Annotated in this window: 12 protein-coding genes; 1 reads left to right on the top strand and 11 read right to left on the bottom strand. The window is 61.0% G+C overall.

The window, feature by feature from the left end:
- The first annotated feature begins 53 nt into the window (after nucleotides 1-53).
- Nucleotides 54-2246, top strand: a complete 2193-nt coding sequence (locus tag NE851_RS22685; protein ID WP_063475032.1) for an OmpA family protein — start codon at nucleotides 54-56, stop codon at nucleotides 2244-2246.
- A 166-nt stretch (nucleotides 2247-2412) separates the two neighbouring features.
- Here the strand turns inward: NE851_RS22685 and NE851_RS22680 are convergent, their stop codons facing one another.
- From NE851_RS22680 to NE851_RS22630, 11 genes are all read right to left on the bottom strand, one after another.
- Nucleotides 2413-3501, bottom strand: a complete 1089-nt coding sequence (locus NE851_RS22680; RefSeq protein ID WP_063475031.1) for an ABC transporter ATP-binding protein — start codon at nucleotides 3499-3501, stop codon at nucleotides 2413-2415.
- Nucleotides 3502-3618: 117 nt separating this feature from the next.
- Nucleotides 3619-5073 (bottom strand): ABC transporter substrate-binding protein, encoded by a 1455-nt coding sequence (locus tag NE851_RS22675; RefSeq protein WP_063475030.1) that lies wholly within the window; start codon nucleotides 5071-5073, stop codon nucleotides 3619-3621.
- Nucleotides 5074-5117: 44 nt separating this feature from the next.
- On the bottom strand, nucleotides 5118-6146 hold the full coding sequence (locus NE851_RS22670; protein WP_018480741.1) for a carbohydrate ABC transporter permease: 1029 nt from the start codon (nucleotides 6144-6146) through the stop codon (nucleotides 5118-5120).
- Entirely contained in the window at nucleotides 6143-7018 is an 876-nt protein-coding gene (locus NE851_RS22665; RefSeq protein ID WP_028758823.1) for a carbohydrate ABC transporter permease, read from the bottom strand. Before NE851_RS22665 ends, NE851_RS22670 begins: the two co-directional genes overlap by 4 nt.
- Entirely contained in the window at nucleotides 7015-7947 is a 933-nt protein-coding gene (rbsK, locus tag NE851_RS22660) for a ribokinase (RefSeq protein WP_063475029.1), read from the bottom strand. The genes NE851_RS22665 and rbsK overlap by 4 nt, the downstream gene beginning before the upstream one ends.
- Nucleotides 7948-7959: 12 nt before the next feature.
- Complete coding sequence (locus NE851_RS22655; protein ID WP_254957889.1) at nucleotides 7960-8415, bottom strand: RbsD/FucU family protein; 456 nt, start codon at nucleotides 8413-8415, stop codon at nucleotides 7960-7962.
- A 158-nt stretch (nucleotides 8416-8573) separates the two neighbouring features.
- Nucleotides 8574-10961, bottom strand: a complete 2388-nt coding sequence (locus NE851_RS22650) for an aldehyde dehydrogenase family protein (protein WP_254957887.1) — start codon at nucleotides 10959-10961, stop codon at nucleotides 8574-8576.
- A gap of 5 nt (nucleotides 10962-10966) precedes the next feature.
- Nucleotides 10967-11980 carry a deoxyribose-phosphate aldolase gene (gene deoC, locus NE851_RS22645; protein WP_254957885.1) on the bottom strand — a complete coding sequence of 338 codons (1014 nt, stop codon included), beginning with the start codon at nucleotides 11978-11980 and terminating at the stop codon, nucleotides 10967-10969.
- Between the two features lie 179 nt (nucleotides 11981-12159).
- A complete protein-coding gene (locus NE851_RS22640; RefSeq protein WP_254957884.1) occupies nucleotides 12160-12882 on the bottom strand; it encodes a DeoR family transcriptional regulator in 723 nt (240 codons plus the stop codon).
- 369 nt (nucleotides 12883-13251) lie between these two features.
- Complete coding sequence (locus tag NE851_RS22635; RefSeq protein ID WP_254957883.1) at nucleotides 13252-14010, bottom strand: alpha/beta fold hydrolase; 759 nt, start codon at nucleotides 14008-14010, stop codon at nucleotides 13252-13254.
- A 55-nt stretch (nucleotides 14011-14065) separates the two neighbouring features.
- Entirely contained in the window at nucleotides 14066-15841 is a 1776-nt protein-coding gene (locus NE851_RS22630; protein WP_254957882.1) for a cytochrome c biogenesis protein DipZ, read from the bottom strand.
- Nucleotides 15842-15877 lie beyond the last annotated feature (36 nt).

The following is a 15877-nucleotide window of genomic DNA, read 5'->3' as shown; positions in this document are numbered from 1 at the left end:
GGAACCAGGGCCTTGCGGCCTTCAAGAAGCTCAAACAGGATCGAGGAAACCCGATGGGCATGAAATCAAGATTGTTCGCGAGCGCGGCTTTTCCGCTGCTTTCTCTTTCGCTGGCGCTGCAGCCGGCATCGGCGATGGCGGCCGTACGCGACGTTGCGACGCAGGCCGCGGCCGTGCGGCAGGTCGAGCCGGGTAGCTTCGAGGTGGCGCAGGATGCGCCGTCCGAGGAGGAGTTGCTGAAGAAGAAAAAGCACAAGGAACAGGGGGAAGCCCCGGCCGAACAGGCGCCGGCCGCCGAGAAGCCGGCGCAGCCGGAAGCGCCCGCCGAAAAGCCGAAGGCCGAGCGGAAGGAAGCACCTGAACCCAAGGCAGAGCCGGAAGCGCCGAAGGCGGAGGCACCGAAGGAGGCACCCGCGGAGCAGCCTGAAAGCAAGCCCGAGCGGAAAGCCAAACAGCAGGCCCAGCCCGAGGCAAAGCCGGAGGCCGCGCCGCAGCAGGAAGAGCAGCCGGTAACGCAGGAAAAGCCGAAGAAGCCGAAGAAGCAGGAGACGCAGCAGGCCGAGCCGGAGGCTCAGCCTCAGCCCGAACAGCAGCCGGCAGCAAAGGAAGCTCAGCCGGAAACGGAACAGGCACAACCTGAAGCCAAGCCGGAAGGCGGCAAGCGGGAGAAGGGGCAGGATAAGGCCCAGGGCAAAGATAAAGGCAAGGGCAAGGCTGAGACTGCCGCTCCCGAGGCGGTGACACCGACCGAAGAACAGGCCAAGCCCGAAGCGAAGCCAGAGATGAAACCCGCAGCCGAGGCGCCTGCCAAGCAGAAGCCGACAAAGGGCGAGACTGCAACACCTGCAGAAAATGCCCCTGCGGCTAAGACGACCGAAGACAAGGCGGCAGCACCGGAAGCCGCGCCCGCCGAGAAGCCGAAGGACGGCACGGCGGCAAAGCCCACCGGTGAACAGCCCGCCGGCGCCCCGCCGACCGCGCCCGCGACTGACACTGCCCAGCCGCAGCCGGACGCCAGCGGTGGCCAGCAGGTGGAGCAGGCTATTCCGGCACCGGAAAAGGTTTCGCCCGAGGAACTGGAGCGCCGCAAGAAGATCGCTGCAGATCCGGCCAAGAGCAATGAGACCGTCGTTCTGCCGGTCGAGAACGGCGCAGCCGTGCTCGACAGCGACAAGGATGCCGACCGCAGCAAGGGCCGCGAAGGCCGCCGCGACCGCGACCGGCAGCGCGCCGACAGCCAGGAAGTGAAGGTGCCGACCTCGGATGCCGATGCGCAGGCTGCCACCGGCGGCCAGGCGACGGCGCCGGTCAAGCTCGAGGCGGTGACCCGCGAGAAGGGCAGGAAGCTCGATGAGCGGCCGCAATTCGTCCGTCCCGACGGCGCGCGCTTCGACGACCGCGGCGACGGCGACAGCCGGGTGATCATCCAGTACGACAACAGGACGATCGTGCGCGGCGACGACGACCGGCGCTTCCTGCGCGACGGCGAGCGGCCGAGCTACGAGGAGCTTTCAGGTGACCGCTACCGTGAGACGATCACGCGGCCGGAAGGCTACCGCATCGTGACGATCCGCAACCGCTACGGCGACATCATCCAGCGGTCGCGCGTCGACGCCCGTGGGCGCGAGGACGTGCTCTATTATTCGCAGGACCTCTATGACGATCCGGACCGCGACTATTTCGAGGATCCGGGCGCCGACCTGCCGCCGATGCGGCTGCGCGTACCGCTCAGCGACTACATCATCGACACGCGCAGCGACCCGAACCGGGACTATTACGAGTTCCTGAGCGAGCCGCCAGTCGAGCCTGTGGAACGCGTCTACTCGCTTGATGAGGTGAAGTATTCGGCCCGTATCCGCGACAAGGTGCGCCGCATCGACCTCGACACGATCACCTTCGCGACCGGTAGCGCCGAGATTCCGATGACCCAGGCGCGCACGTTGCGCAAGGTCGCCGACGCGATCAGCCAGGTGCTCCAGAAGGATCCGAGCGAGACCTTCCTGATCGAGGGGCATACCGATGCTGTTGGCTCAGACCAGAGCAACCTCCTCCTGTCCGACCAGCGGGCGGAATCGGTCGCCAACGTGCTCACCGACGTCTACGGCATCGCGCCGGAGAACCTCGCGACGCAGGGTTATGGTGAGCAGTATCTGAAGGTCAACACGTCGGGCCCCGAGCAGGAAAACCGCCGCGTCACCATCCGCCGCGTCACCCCGCTGGTCCGCCCAGTCGCGGCCAACAGGTAATGATGTCGCCCCTCTCCAGTCTCGGAGAGGGGCATTCTTCCTTTTGTGCGACGCGCTTTCGCGCTTATGCAGCGCTGCCAATGCCACGCATCTTTGAATTCATACCGAGCAGATCGCGATCTCCGCATGTCCTTTGATGGATCGCTGCATAGGGTCGCGGTGGTTCTTAGCCGACCGTGTCTCCGGTACTTTTAAGGAAGAAGTGCATTTTTGGGGGATCAATTGGAACGCTGATCCTGTCATCCGGGCCAACGCGCGAGGATGCGTCGATTTGGGCAGTAAAGGCTGCTGACCCGACCTTGCCGATCGCCAGTGTGTATGGACCGAGGGGCTCGATATCGGCGACATGGAGGCTCACAGTCGAAGCGTTTGGATCCCTGACCATCGTATGTTCCGGTCGGATTCCGAGAACCACGGACTGTCCCACTGCCGCCGAAAGGCGCTCGGCTCTTTGCGCAGGAATCGCAATGTCGACGTCACCCTCGGCTTGGAAGGCAATTCCACCGGAGGTTTGCACAAGTCGGCCCTCGATGAAATTCATGCTGGGCGAGCCGATGAAGGCAGCGACAAAGAGGTTCTTCGGGGATTCATATAGGGTGATCGGATCAGCGGCCTGCTCGATCCGCCCTTGATTCATAACCACGACCCGATCTGCCATCGTCATCGCCTCTACCTGATCGTGCGTAACGTAGACGATCGTGGTTTTAAGTCGGCGGTGTAAGAGCTTGATTTCTGTTCGCATTTCAATGCGCAATTTAGCGTCGAGGTTGGACAATGGTTCGTCGAACAGGAACACATCCGGCTGGCGGACAATCGCCCGGCCAATCGCCACACGTTGGCGTTGACCACCCGAAAGCGCGTTCGGCTTGCGTTTCAAATAGGCACCGAGATTGAGAATGCGCGCCGCATTTGCAACGGCGGCATCGATGTCCTGCTTCGGCGTTCCGCGCACCTTCATGCCGTAGCCGATGTTTTCGGCGACTGTCATATGCGGATAGAGCGCATAATTCTGAAACACCATCGAGCAATTGCGCAGACCCGGGCGCAGCGCCGTAACGTCGCGCTCGCCGATCCGGATTTCCCCTGATGTCGTCTGTTCCAGCCCCGCGATCATCCGCAGGGTGGTTGTCTTCCCGCAGCCGGACGGCCCCACGAGAACCACGAATTCCTTGTCGGCAATTGCCAGATCGAGCGGAGGGATGACCTCAACGCTGCCAAAGGATTTGGTGACCTGATCCAAACGCACCTGGGACATGCTGTAACCTTTTCACGAGAATTCCATCGCCAGTTCTAAGCGGCGATCGTCTCCGTCTTCTTTCAACGATGCCTGATCCCATCCCGGCACTGCCGGGATGGGATGTTGCGGATGGGTTTATTTTGCAGGCAGGCCCATCGACGAACGATAGGCTGCCAGTTGCTTGTCGCGGCCAAACTCGTCCGTCAGCTTGTTCCATCCGGCAGCCACGGTATCCAGCGCCTGCTGCGGCGTCACTTCTCCTGCCAATGCCTTGGAAAGCTCGATCTCAAGAATTTCCGTATAGGAGAAATAGCCCGGCAGGCGCATGTCGAGCGCGGTGTTCTTGGCGGTTACCGCGTCCTTCTGGCTTCCAAGATATTCCTTTGCCTCACGCTCGGTGAATATCTTCGACCACAACGCCGTATTTGTCGTGTGCGATAGACGATAAGGATTGACGCCTGTGCCGCCGGTGATCGCCGCCTGACCGGAAACTGCCGGGCTCGTCAGGAACTGGATATAGTTCCAAGCCGCCTCCTGGTTCTTGGAAGACGACGGTACGGCTGCCTGCCAACCGCCGAAGGCCATGAAAGAGGTCTGGACGACGTGGTCGAACTTATCCCACTTCTTGGTCTTGTAGTTCCAGATTTCGTCCGATCCCGGCAGTGATGCCGAGCCGACGCTACCGGCAACCTTCGACTGCTTCGGATCGGCGGCAATGACGCCGGTATCGCCCCAGCCGATCGACTCGGCGACCTGGCCTCCGGCAAAGGCCGCGTTCACTTCGCCGAACGAGAAGTTCAGCGCATTTGGCGGGGCCAGTTTCGACGCGCGAATATATTCCTCCAGACCGCGCACCCAGCCCGGATTGTTGACCTGCGCATCCATCGTGTCGGGATCGAAGAACATGCCGCCGGGATTGTCGGGATGGCTGGTGTATCCGGCGACGTGACTGAACAGGAACCAGAATTGCTGGCCACCACGGCGAAAGGCTTCCGCGGTGCCCCAGAGGCCCTTGTCCGGCTGCTGGAAGAACTCGGCGATGTCGAGATATTCCTTCCAGGTTTTCGGCGGCGCGAGATCATGACCATACTTTGCCTTGAAGGCCTTCTGGTTGTCGGCGTTCTCGAAAAGGTCGATGCGGTAGGTATAGGTATGCGCGTCACCATCCATGGTCTGTGACAGCACTTTGCCGTTCCAGACCATCAGTTGCTCGCGGTAAACCGGAGCGATGTCGTCCCAATCGGCACCCGATTGCATCGCCTTGGGCATTTCCGAGAGAAAATCGGTGAAGTCTGGCGCCCAGGCTGGCGCGAAGGCGACCACGTCGAACGTGTCTTCGCCCGAGGTCAGCGAGGTGACGATCTTGGGATAGAGTTCCGACCACGGAAATTCCACCACATTAACCTTGCCGCAGGTCTTTTCCTCCCAGCCCTTGGCCGCGAGTTGCAGCGCAGAGGCGATATAAGGTCCCGTCTGCGTCGTGGCAGTCAGCGTGACACCGGTGTAGTCCGGTTCGCATGCGAGCGCGGATGTCGTGCCCGTTCCAGCAAGCAGTACCGCTGCCGTTGAACTCAGTAGTAATCTTCTCATGTTTTCCTCCCCGGAATTAAACAATGACTAGGGTTGTCGGACGGTCACTTTATTGCTCCCAAAAGCAGGCCGGACCGCATCAGCCTGCTCAAAATGCCCGCCATGACGACCATGGGTATGATCGCGACCAGGGCGGCTGCCGATATCGACCACCACTCGTCGCCGCGCTGGCTGTTTTGCCCTGCGACGAGAATGGGAAGGGTCTGCCATTTGGAACTGGTCAGGAAGAGCGCGAACAGGAACTCGTTCCAGACGAAGGCGAGGGTGATCATGAATGTCGCGATCAGGCCCGGCTTGGACATGGGCAGGACGATACCGAAGAAAATTCTCCACGACGGCACATTGTCGACCATCGCCGCCTCTTCGACTTCAACCGGCAGTGCCGCAAAGAAATCGCGCATCAGCCAGATCACGATCGGCAGTGAGAAGGCGACATAGGCGAAGGTGAGGCCTGTATAGGTGTCGACCAGCTTGAACCCCAACTTGCCCATTTCCGTATACATCAGGAACAAGGCAAAGGCGGCGACGATCGGCGGAAACATGCGCTGGCTCACAAACCAGAAGACGATATCATCATTGCCGAGGAGTGGCCCCGGAAGCTTGATACGGCTGGAGCCGATGGCGAGCGCAAGCGCTGCAACAAAAGCAAAGATCAGCGATATAGCCTGCCCGTAGCCCAGCACATGGCGGCCGAGCAGATATCCGCCGAAGGCAACGACGACGAAAATCACGCCGGACAGCAGCTTGACCTCGAAGGTGAAGCGCACCAGCGCATAGGCGGCCATCGATCCGATGAAGGTGGCCAGCACCGATGCGGACAGCCCGACGATCGTCGAGGCGATGAAGGTGTTGTAGAACTGGCCGCGTGCGCCCGACAGAAGCTCGCTCCAGGCTGTCAGCGTCGGGTCGAAGTCGACAAAGGGAATATAGGTCGGCCCGCCGACGACGCCGAGCGGCGACTTGAACGAGGTGATCGCGACCCAGTAAAGCGGAAAGAAGGTGAAGGCCAGCCAGAGCAGGCAGCCTGCAAGCGCCCACCAGCGGCCGGATCCCTTGAGGTCACGCACGCTCATTTGTGCTTCTCCAGATAGGGCTTCAGGATGGCGAGATAGACCAGCCCGATCACGGTGATGACGATCAGGAACAGGAAGGACAGGGCGGAAGTGTAGCCGAGGTTGAACTTCTTGAAGCCCTCCTGATACGCGAACAAGGTGAGCGTTTCCGTGGAAATGCCAGGCCCTCCGCCTGTCATGACGAACACCGTATCGATGATCTTGTAGCTTTCGATGAGGCGGATGAAGACCACAGCCACCGAAATCGGCAGCATCATCGGGAAGGTGATCCCCCAGAACTGCTGCCAGGGGCTGGCATTTTCAAGCGCGGCAGCCTCGTAGACGTCCTCCGGCAGGGTTTGCAGCCCGGCAAGCAGCATCAGGATGACGAAGGGTGTCCACTGCCACACTTCGACGGAAATGATGGCGCCGATAGCCCATCTGGTCTGCGTCAGAAACGGCAGATTGGGAAAGCCGAAGGCGGTCATCAACTCATTGAGCGGGCCCATCGTGGGATTGAGGATCTGGCGGGCGATGAGTGCAACGGCAACGGGCGCCACCAGCATCGGCACCAGGAAGCTCACCCGGAACAAACCTTCGCCAGGCACCCGGCGGTTGAGCGCCAGCGCCACGGAAAATCCGATGACATATTGCAGCGTCACCGCGACAAAAGCGATGATCGTCGTCGTCCAGGCGACATTCCAGAAGCGCGGATTCTGAAGCAGTTCCATATAGTTGCCGAAGCCGACGAAATGCGCGGGGATCGGCGGCACGAGCCGCAGGCTCATGAAGCTGGTGGTCAGCGAATAGATCAGCGGAAAGATCGAGATCACCAGCACGATCAGCAGTGCCGGCCAGATGAAGACGTGCTTGATCGGATCGTTGCGGGTCATGCCGCGCCTCCTTGCCGGAGAAGCGCCTCGATTTCCTCGATCTTCGGCATTGCAGGCGCGGTACCCCGCCGCGTCACCGCGATACCGGCGGTCGCGCAGCCGAAACGCACGGCCTCGACCGGAGTAGCGCCCCGCGAGAGTGCCGCCGAGAAGCCACCGACAAATGCGTCGCCGGCGCCTGTGGTATCAATGACTGCTCCCGACGAGACGGCCGGAACATGAACCGATTGCCCCGCCGTATGGTACAACACGCCGCGACCACCCAGCGTGATCAGCGCGGCTTTCACGCCCTTGGCAAGAAAGGCGTCGCCAGCCCGTCTGGCCTCGTCGAGCGTGTCGAGCGGAAAGCCGACGATAGCGGCTGCCTCGGTTTCGTTTGGCACGATATAGTCGCAGAGCGGATAGATCGTGTCCGGAAACGGCTCGGCCGGCGCTGGATTGAAAACTGTGGTCACGCCGGCCGCATGGGCGATTTCGAGGGCGCGCTGCGCCGCTTCGGCCGGTTGTTCGAGCTGGGTGACGAAAACCGCCGATTGCTCGATGGTTTCGCGTGCCGCCTCGACATCACCAACGCCGATGGTGCCCGCGGCACCTGGATAGACGATAATCGCATTGTCGCCGTTACCGTCATTGACGTAGATGAAGGCAGCGCCGGTCGGCATATCGTCCATCTGGACAAGCTTCGGCGTCACGCCCGCTTCCGCATAGGTCTTCAGCGCCATATCGCCGAACGTGTCGCGGCCGATCTTCGAGATGAAGGAGACTGTTCCCCCGGCGCGGGCTGCGGCGACAGCCTGGTTGGATCCCTTGCCGCCCGGGCCCACTGCAAAACCGGTCCCGGTGATGGTCTCGCCAATGTTTGGCATGCGCTTGGCCAGATAGGCCGTATCGGCGACGAAAATCCCGAGGATCGAAACACCCACCTTCATTATCGTTTCCCTTCAAACGGCTTCCGGCGGAATCACGCCTTTGGTGAACAGGAAGCAGCCGTAGAAGCGGTTTTCGCCCGTGGTGATGACGCAATAAGCCTTTTTGGATTCCTCATAGAAGGCGAAACGCTCGATGCCATACATCGGCGCCGGCTTGCCCTCGGCGCTGTCGATGACGGCCTGGACTTCCTGCTGCACTGGAGGGATCTCGTCCGGCGCGCCCATGATTTCCATTCGCCCGGCAGACGGCTGCAGCGGCGTATCCAGCGGCATCACCGAAAGAATAGCCTTGATGGCGCGGGCAGCGGACACATTGTCTATCCGCAACAGCTTGCCGACCACCGTTTGCCGGGCAATCGAATCCGAAGGAAAATTGGTGTCGGAAACAACGACCGTGTCGCCATGCCCCATGGACCGGAGCGCGTGCAGCACATCCGCGTTCAGAGCCGGATCGATATTCTTCAGCATGGAAGTCCTCCCTTAATTGCACTATTTCGCGGCACGTCGTGCCGCGAAACAGACCCCACAATCGCAGCACCGTTACAGCTCTGCGATTCCCTCAAATTCCGTTGTTCTCGCCTGCCGGTGCGGTTCTCCTCCCGCCCGGATGACCAGAGCTGGAGCCCTTATTCTCCGTAGGGGATCCAGATATTCTTCACATCCACAGCGCGGCGAAGGTATAGCGCGCCCTCGGCAGCGGCTCTGTCCATCCAGTCCGTCGCCTTGCCATTGTCCACGAAGGTCCGCTTGAGATTGCCCGAAGACAGCTTCTCCACCGTCGTCGACAATTCCGCGGAGCCGAAGGCCCACAACGCATCAACGTCATTGTGCGCGGCAAGGGTCTTTGCCAGCTCCATCGCCGACCCGGTGACGATGTTGACGACACCGGCAGGCACATCCGATGTTTCCAGAACGGAATAGAAATCCGTCGCCGAAAGCGGGAAGGGCTCGCTCGGCACCGCGACGACACGATTGCCGGTGGCAATCAACGGCGCAACCAGACTGATAAAGCCGAGCAGCGGCGCTTCCGGCGGGCAAATGACGCCTACGACGCCGATGGCTTCCGGCATGGCCAGGGCAACGCCGCGAAGCGGCGGCTGGTGAATGCCGCCTTCATATTTGTCCGCCCAGGCTGCGTAGGTGAAGAGGCGCGAAATCGCGGCGTCGACCTCGGCATTTGCATTGGCTGCGGACGCTCCGGTCATCGCTGTTATCCGCGAGGCGAACTCATCGGCGCGACCATTGAGGTTTTCGGCGATGTAATAGAGGATCTGAGCGCGGTTATGCGTGGTGGCATTCGACCAGGCGGAGGCGGCCTGTGCGGCAACCACGGCATTGCGGATGTCCTTGCGGTTGCCCTCGCCGACCTCTCCGACCGCCTTGCCTTTGGGGGAGGCGATGACACGGGAATAATTGCCGTCCGGGCGCGCCTGCTTGCCGCCGATGAAGAGCTTTGCCGTCCGGTCGATGGTTGGCAGGGCAAAATCGCCGGCAACCGGCTTCACTTGCGAAAGTGCGGGCATTGCTGCGCGCGCCTTGCGACCGACCCAAGCCTTCGGCTTCAGATATTCGTAGCAACCTTCCCGTCCGCCTTCACGGCCGAACCCGGACTCGCGCTTGCCACCAAAACCGACGGCGGCGTCAAAAAGATTGGTGGCATTCACCCAGACCACGCCGGCTGCGAGCTTTGCCGCAACGTTCAGCGCCAAGCCGATCGTCTCGCTCCAGACACTGGCGGCGAGGCCGTAGCGGGTATGATTGGCAAGCTGGACGGCTTCTTCCGGTGTGCGGAAAGTCATGGAGACCGCAACCGGCCCGAAGATTTCCTCGGTCGCGACGATCGATGTCGGCTGCACGCCGCTGAGAAGCGTCGGCGGGTAGAAGCTGCCGCCTTTCGGCAGGTCGATCTTCGCCTGATGCAGCGTCGCGCCTTCTGAAACTCCCTTTTTCACCAGGGTTTCGATACGCGTCAATTGCACGGGTGCGATGATCGCACCCATATCGATGCACTTGTCCAAAGGCTGACCGACCCGCAATGTCTGCATGCGGCGCTTCAGCCGCTCATGGAAAAGATCGGCAATGCCTTCCTGGACCAGAAGCCGCGAACCCGCGCAGCAGACCTGCCCCTGGTTGAACCAGATCGCGTCGACCACGCCTTCCACGGCGCCGTCGATATCGGCGTCGTCAAAAACGACGAAAGGTGACTTGCCGCCGAGTTCCAGCGTCAATGATTTGCCGCTGCCTGCGGTACGCTCGCGAATAACGCGCCCGACTTCGGTCGATCCGGTAAAGGCAATTTTGTCGATATCCTCATGCCCGACGAGCAGCGCGCCGGTTTCGCCTTCTCCCGTCACGATATTGAGCACGCCCGGCGGAAGGCCCGCCGCAGATGCCAGTTCGGCAAAGAGAAGCGCCGTCAGCGACGTGAATTCGGCAGGTTTCAGGATAACGGTATTGCCGAGCGCCAAAGCCGGCGCCACTTTCCAGGCCAGCATAAGGAAGGGGAAATTCCATGGGATGATCTGGCCGACGACGCCCACCGGCACATGGTCGGCGAATTCCGTGTCCTGGATTTGCGCCCATCCGGCGTGATGATAGAAATGACGGGCTGCCAGCGGCACGTCGAGATCGCGGGTTTCGCGGATCGGCTTGCCGTTGTCGATGGCCTCGACCACAGCAATCAGACGTGCATGGCGCTGGATCATCCGGGCAAGTGCATAGAGATGGCGCGCCCGCGCGTGGCCCGGCAATCGCGCCCATGACGCCTGCGCCTTGCGGGCCGCAGCAACCGCGTTGTCCACATCCGCCGCACCGCCGTTGGCGAGCTTCGCCAGGACCTTGCCGGTGGCTGGCTCGAACGTGTCGAAACTCTTGCCCGATACCGAGGGCACGAACGCGCCATTGATGAAGTGACCGAAACCGGAAGCGTGGCGCGCCAGCCAGTCGCGCGCTTCGATATCGGATTCAGGGGCAGGGCCGTAGGACATTTCGTCGAAATACTTGGCAACAGTCATCTGGATCATCCAATCGGGTGTCTGTTGAGGGCCGAATAGGCACCGGTGACATGATGCTCCAGCTGCCGTTCGATATCAGCAAGCAAGCTCGATGCGCCGATGCGGAAGAGATCGGGCTCCAGCCATTCTCGCCCCAGTTCGTCCTTCATCAGGAACTGGTAGTTTAACACGTCCTTCGCCGCGGAAATGCCACCGGCCGGCTTGTAGCCGATCCTGATGCCGGTGCGCTCGTAATAGGCGCGGATCGCCCGCAGCATGGTCAATGTCACGGCCAGCGTCGCATTGACGCCTTCCTTGCCGGTCGAGGTCTTGATGAAATCGGCGCCCGCCATCATGCAGACCAGCGAGGCCCTGGCGACATTGCGCAGCGTCTTCAGGTCGCCGGTCGCCAGAATGGCCTTGACATGCGCATCACCGCAGGCGGCGCGATATTCTTTCATTTCGTCGTAGAGTGCCGCCCAATTGCCGGTCAGCACATGCTCGCGGGTGATGACGATGTCGATTTCCTTGGCGCCATCGGCAACCGATGCCTCGATTTCCTTGACCTTGAGGTGGTGCGGGCTGAGGCCGGCGGGGAAACCGGTCGAAACCGCTGCGACCGGAATGCCGGAATCGCCGAGCGCCTCGACGGCTGTTGCAACAAAACGATGGTAGACGCAGATGGCGCCGGTCGTGATCGAACGGCCGCTCATGCCAAGCGAATCGAGAAGGTCGGCGCGCACCGGATTCATCGCCTTCGCGCACAACCGCTTGACGCGCTCGGGGGTATCGTCGCCGTTCAACGTCGTCAGATCGATGCAGGTAACCGCTTTCAGGAGCCAAGCCGCCTGTGCGTCTTTTTTGACGGTCCGGCGTCCGGGAAGCGAGGCTATGCGGCGCTCGGTGGCAGACAGGTTGACCCTAGCATCGAGAACCCAAGAGAGATCGAGTTCCATGCCGGCATTGCGCGGCCGGTTATGGGTGCGCTCCGGCGATTGCGAGGGGGCGTTTGCCGCATTGTGAACAGCAACGGTTTCCAAACAGAATCCTCCCGGGCAGAGTGTGAAGATCCTGTTGCTGTCTGTGCAGATGCACGCAGCGGAAGACGGTCTTCACAATCAACGAAAATGTTAGTTTTTTTTCATTGTTTGTGAGAGTTGCATCACCTGGCTGTCGCGTCAAGTTAGATTTCGACAGGTGCAGAAAAAATGCGGATTTGTCAGTCGAAATCGCTCATGCCGTTTTCGGTAATGACCGCATCGAACGCCTTCATGTCGCTGAAAAAGGCTGGCTTCAGCTTGCCGATCTTGCTGCTGTCGGCGAGAAGAATATTCTTCCGTGCGCGGGACATCGCCTTTTTCTTGATCTCCGCTTCGTGGAAATGTGCGCATGTGGCGCCGCGCCGGGCATCGATACCGGCTGCAGAAAGGAATGCCACGTTGATCACCAGCGAATCGAGCATTTCCAGCCCCGAGGCCCCGGAAAAGCTCGCCGATGCGGGGTGATAGAGGCCTCCGAGCATAACAAGGCGAACGTTGGGTTTTCGCGTCAGGCGATCGGCGACATTCAGCGCGTAACAGATCGCCGTTATGTGAATCTGGTCTGGGAGAAGATCGACTAGATAGGGCAAAGTAGTGCCGCAGTCGAAAAAAACCGTATCATCATAATGAATATAATCAATGGCTTGTGTGCAAATCTGCCGTTTTGCGGCGGCATGGCTGTCGGCTGCCCTGGAAATTTCATAGGCATCGTTTTCCGCTTCGACGGCCGGAACGATATGGCCGCCCAGGAATGCGAACTGGCCTGCATTGGCGCTGACATCACGCCGAACCGTCATCTCCGATACGCCCAGGATCTCGGCAGCGTTCTTGATGTGCAGAATGCGATGTTGTGAAAGGGCCTCGGATAAGACTGCGATGCGCCGGCCCCTGCGACTATCCATATCGCGTGTCTCCCTTATCGTTCACACTGGAATAGTGTTCTGACGAAAATTTAACAAGGACTGCCATTCCCGAGTCTCGTTCGGCCGTGGATCTGCGATTCGGCATTTGCGCCGAGACACAGTTTCTGCACCAGCCGGTTGCGCCCGACATGGCATATCGCTTCAATTTTATAGGGAACCTCCTCAATTTGAAATGAGAATTTGTGATTGATCTTCCATTTTTTGATGGAATAGTCACAAAACTGTATAAATGGCGCCGACTGGGCCGCGGGAGCGGGTCCCGGCCGGCAGGGCGCGCCTCCGGTCGGGCGGACGTCCGACCGGAGGCATCATCCTCGCGACTGCTTAGGAACATTTCCTGGCTGCGCGCTACTCGCCGGCTTGTCTTGCCGCCTTTTCGATCGCATCGGCGACCTTTTCCGCCTGGGAGGCGAAGACGGCGTGGCTGGCCTTGATTTCGGTCACTTCGCTGCCGGCGCGTTTTGCCATGTCACGCTCCAGATCGGGGTTGATGGAGCGATCCTCGGTGGCGACGATCGACCAGCTTTTTTTTGTTCGCCATGCCGGCTGGGTGATCTTGGCCGAGAAAGCCTGCTTCGAGGCGAAGACCTGCGACCTTGCCATGAAATCGGCTTCGGCTTGCGGAAGGTCTGCTGCGAAAGCCGCAGCGAAGGCGCCGGGATCGAGATAGAGATATTTGCCGTCCTTCGTTTCCTTGATATCCATGCTGCCGGCGGGCTTCGAGCTGGCGAGGCTGAGCAGGCTTTCGCCCTTGTCGGGCTGGAAGGCGGCGACATAGACGAGCCCGGCGACATTGGGATCATTGCCCGCTTCGGTGATAACCATGCCGCCATAGCTGTGGCCGACGAGCAGGATCGGTCCTTGTTGCAGCTCGAGAACACGTTTGGTCGCCGCCACATCGTCCTCGAGCGAGGTGATGGGCTGCTGGACGATGGTGACGTTGAAGCCGCGTTTTTCGAGAATGTCGGTCGCCCTACGCCATCCCGAGCCGTCGGCCAGCGCGCCGTGGACGATCACGATGTTTTTCACCTCGGCAGCCTCTGCCGCGAATGCGATGACGGTGGTGGCAAATGCAAGCGCTGCGGTGAACATAAGACGTCTATTCATGACTATTACTCCTGTGGGTCAATGTTAAGGGTCGGGATATTGATGCGTCCCGGGTTCAGCCGAATGTGAAGGCGTAGGCTTGCACCCCGGGATCGAGGAAGCTGATTTCGAAATTGCGGGCGACGACCGGGCCGGACTGGCGGACAAGCTGGTAAAGCCTGGTCGCGGTCACCGTGCCGTTGCCGTCGGCATCGATGTCTGCGCCGTGGTCAGGCCCCGGCGCCTTGCCGTCGATCTTCACCTGGAAGCGGATCGGCTTGCCGTCGGCGCCAGGCCCGAGAACGAGATGCAGATCGCGGGCGCTGAAGCGATAAGTGATGCCGCCGCCCGGCTGATCAAGGGTCGCCTGATCCGGGCCGACGATCCAGGCTCCGGAGAGGCCCCATTCGTTGAGGCCCGGTTCGCCGATCGTATAATTTTGCGCCACGTCGGCCTGCAGCCCTTCCGCAGAGGCGAAGTTCGCCGCCTGTTCGTAGCCGAGATAGGTCTCGCCGGAGCGGATGTTGCGGAGATCAGGGCCGGCTTCCACGCCCTTGGCATCCGGCGTGACCGGCGCGCTTGCCGTCGTCTGGCTGCCGGCCTCACGCAACAGGTCCTGAATGGCCTTTTCGGTCCTGTCGTAATTGCCTTCGCCGAAATGGTGGTAACGAATCTGGCCCTTGGCATCGATCAGATAGGCGGCAGGCCAGTAGCTGTTCTGGAAGGCGCGCCAGATTTTGTAATCATTGTCGATCGCAACGGGATAGCCGATCTTGAAATCGTCGATTGCGCTTTTGACGTTGTCGATCTTCTTCTCGAAGGCAAATTCCGGGGCGTGGACGCCGATCACCACGAGGCCCTGGTTGGCATATTTTTCCGCCCAGGCCCTGACATAGGGGATGGTGCGAATGCAGTTGATGCAGGAATAGGTCCAGAAGTCGACGAGAACCACTTTGCCCCGCAACTGCTCTGATGTCAGCGGCTTCGAGTTCAGCCATTCGACCGCGCCGTCGAGCGAAGGCGCGTCACCTTCGACGGGCAGATCGCTGCGGAAGGGCTTCTTCGTATCGGCGGCGGCGATCACCATGTCTTTGCTCGCCAGCTCGGAGGATGCGCCACTCAGCGACCTTGCATGCAACCTGTTGAGCACGGCCTGTTCCAGCGATGCGGTGCTGGCGTAGGAGAGCCGGGCGAGCAGGCTGGTATCGAGGCCGAGCGCGATGACGGCGACACCCGCCAGCACGGCAGCGCCGAGCCCTTGACGAATCCGGTCGCCGAGGCCGAGAGAGCGCTTCATGGCGGTGAATATCCTGCCGCCGACCAGCAAGGCGGCTGCAAGGGACGTTGCAGCACCGGCGGCATAGGCGATCAGCAGGAAGGTCGTCTGCAGATTGGCGCCCTGCAAGGCCGCCCCCGTCAGAACGAGGCCGAGGATCGGTCCGGCGCAGGGGGCCCAGAGCAGACCGGTGGCGATGCCGAGAATGAGCGCGCTCTTTGCCGTCGGGGCGGCGCGTCCGCCGCCGCTGGCATTTAGCAGGTTGTTTCCAAGGTCGACGACCGGCCGGGCAAGCGTGCTTGCGAAGCGTGGTGAAAGCAGGCTCAGGCCAAAGAGCCCAAGCAGGACGATGGCGGCAAGGCGGCCATATTCATTGGCGCGAATGGCCCAGCTGCCGCCGACTGCGGCAAGCGTGGCAACCAGCGCGAATGTGGCGGCCATGCCCGCCAACATGGGCAGCGTGCTCCTGACGAAGGGCTGTCCGGCACGGGCAAAGACGAAGGGGAGGATGGGGAGGATGCAGGGGCTGAGGATCGTCAGCGCGCCTCCGAGATAGGCTATGATCAGAAGTGTCATCATCGTTTCCTTTGAAACCGATTGATCGGGCTCTGG

The sequence above is a fragment of the Rhizobium anhuiense bv. trifolii genome (assembly GCF_024346605.1).
Classification (GTDB): domain Bacteria; phylum Pseudomonadota; class Alphaproteobacteria; order Rhizobiales; family Rhizobiaceae; genus Rhizobium; species Rhizobium anhuiense.
The sequence above is the reverse complement of the archived record's forward strand: the minus strand, read 5'-3'. Positions and strand labels throughout refer to the sequence as shown.

What these genes read in the sequence shown, in the direction of transcription:
- NE851_RS22650 (WP_254957887.1), bottom strand. Translation starts at nt 10,961, where the DNA reads ATGACTGTTGCCAAGTATTTCGACGAAATGTCCTACGGCCCTGCCCCT.
- NE851_RS22680 (WP_063475031.1), bottom strand. Translation starts at nt 3,501, where the DNA reads ATGTCCCAGGTGCGTTTGGATCAGGTCACCAAATCCTTTGGCAGCGTT.
- NE851_RS22640 (WP_254957884.1), bottom strand. Translation starts at nt 12,882, where the DNA reads ATGGATAGTCGCAGGGGCCGGCGCATCGCAGTCTTATCCGAGGCCCTT.
- NE851_RS22630 (WP_254957882.1), bottom strand. Translation starts at nt 15,841, where the DNA reads ATGACACTTCTGATCATAGCCTATCTCGGAGGCGCGCTGACGATCCTC.
- NE851_RS22675 (WP_063475030.1), bottom strand. Translation starts at nt 5,073, where the DNA reads ATGAGAAGATTACTACTGAGTTCAACGGCAGCGGTACTGCTTGCTGGA.
- NE851_RS22655 (WP_254957889.1), bottom strand. Translation starts at nt 8,415, where the DNA reads ATGCTGAAGAATATCGATCCGGCTCTGAACGCGGATGTGCTGCACGCG.
- NE851_RS22685 (WP_063475032.1), top strand. Translation starts at nt 54, where the DNA reads ATGGGCATGAAATCAAGATTGTTCGCGAGCGCGGCTTTTCCGCTGCTT.
- rbsK (WP_063475029.1), bottom strand. Translation starts at nt 7,947, where the DNA reads ATGAAGGTGGGTGTTTCGATCCTCGGGATTTTCGTCGCCGATACGGCC.
- NE851_RS22665 (WP_028758823.1), bottom strand. Translation starts at nt 7,018, where the DNA reads ATGACCCGCAACGATCCGATCAAGCACGTCTTCATCTGGCCGGCACTG.
- NE851_RS22635 (WP_254957883.1), bottom strand. Translation starts at nt 14,010, where the DNA reads ATGAATAGACGTCTTATGTTCACCGCAGCGCTTGCATTTGCCACCACC.
- NE851_RS22670 (WP_018480741.1), bottom strand. Translation starts at nt 6,146, where the DNA reads ATGAGCGTGCGTGACCTCAAGGGATCCGGCCGCTGGTGGGCGCTTGCA.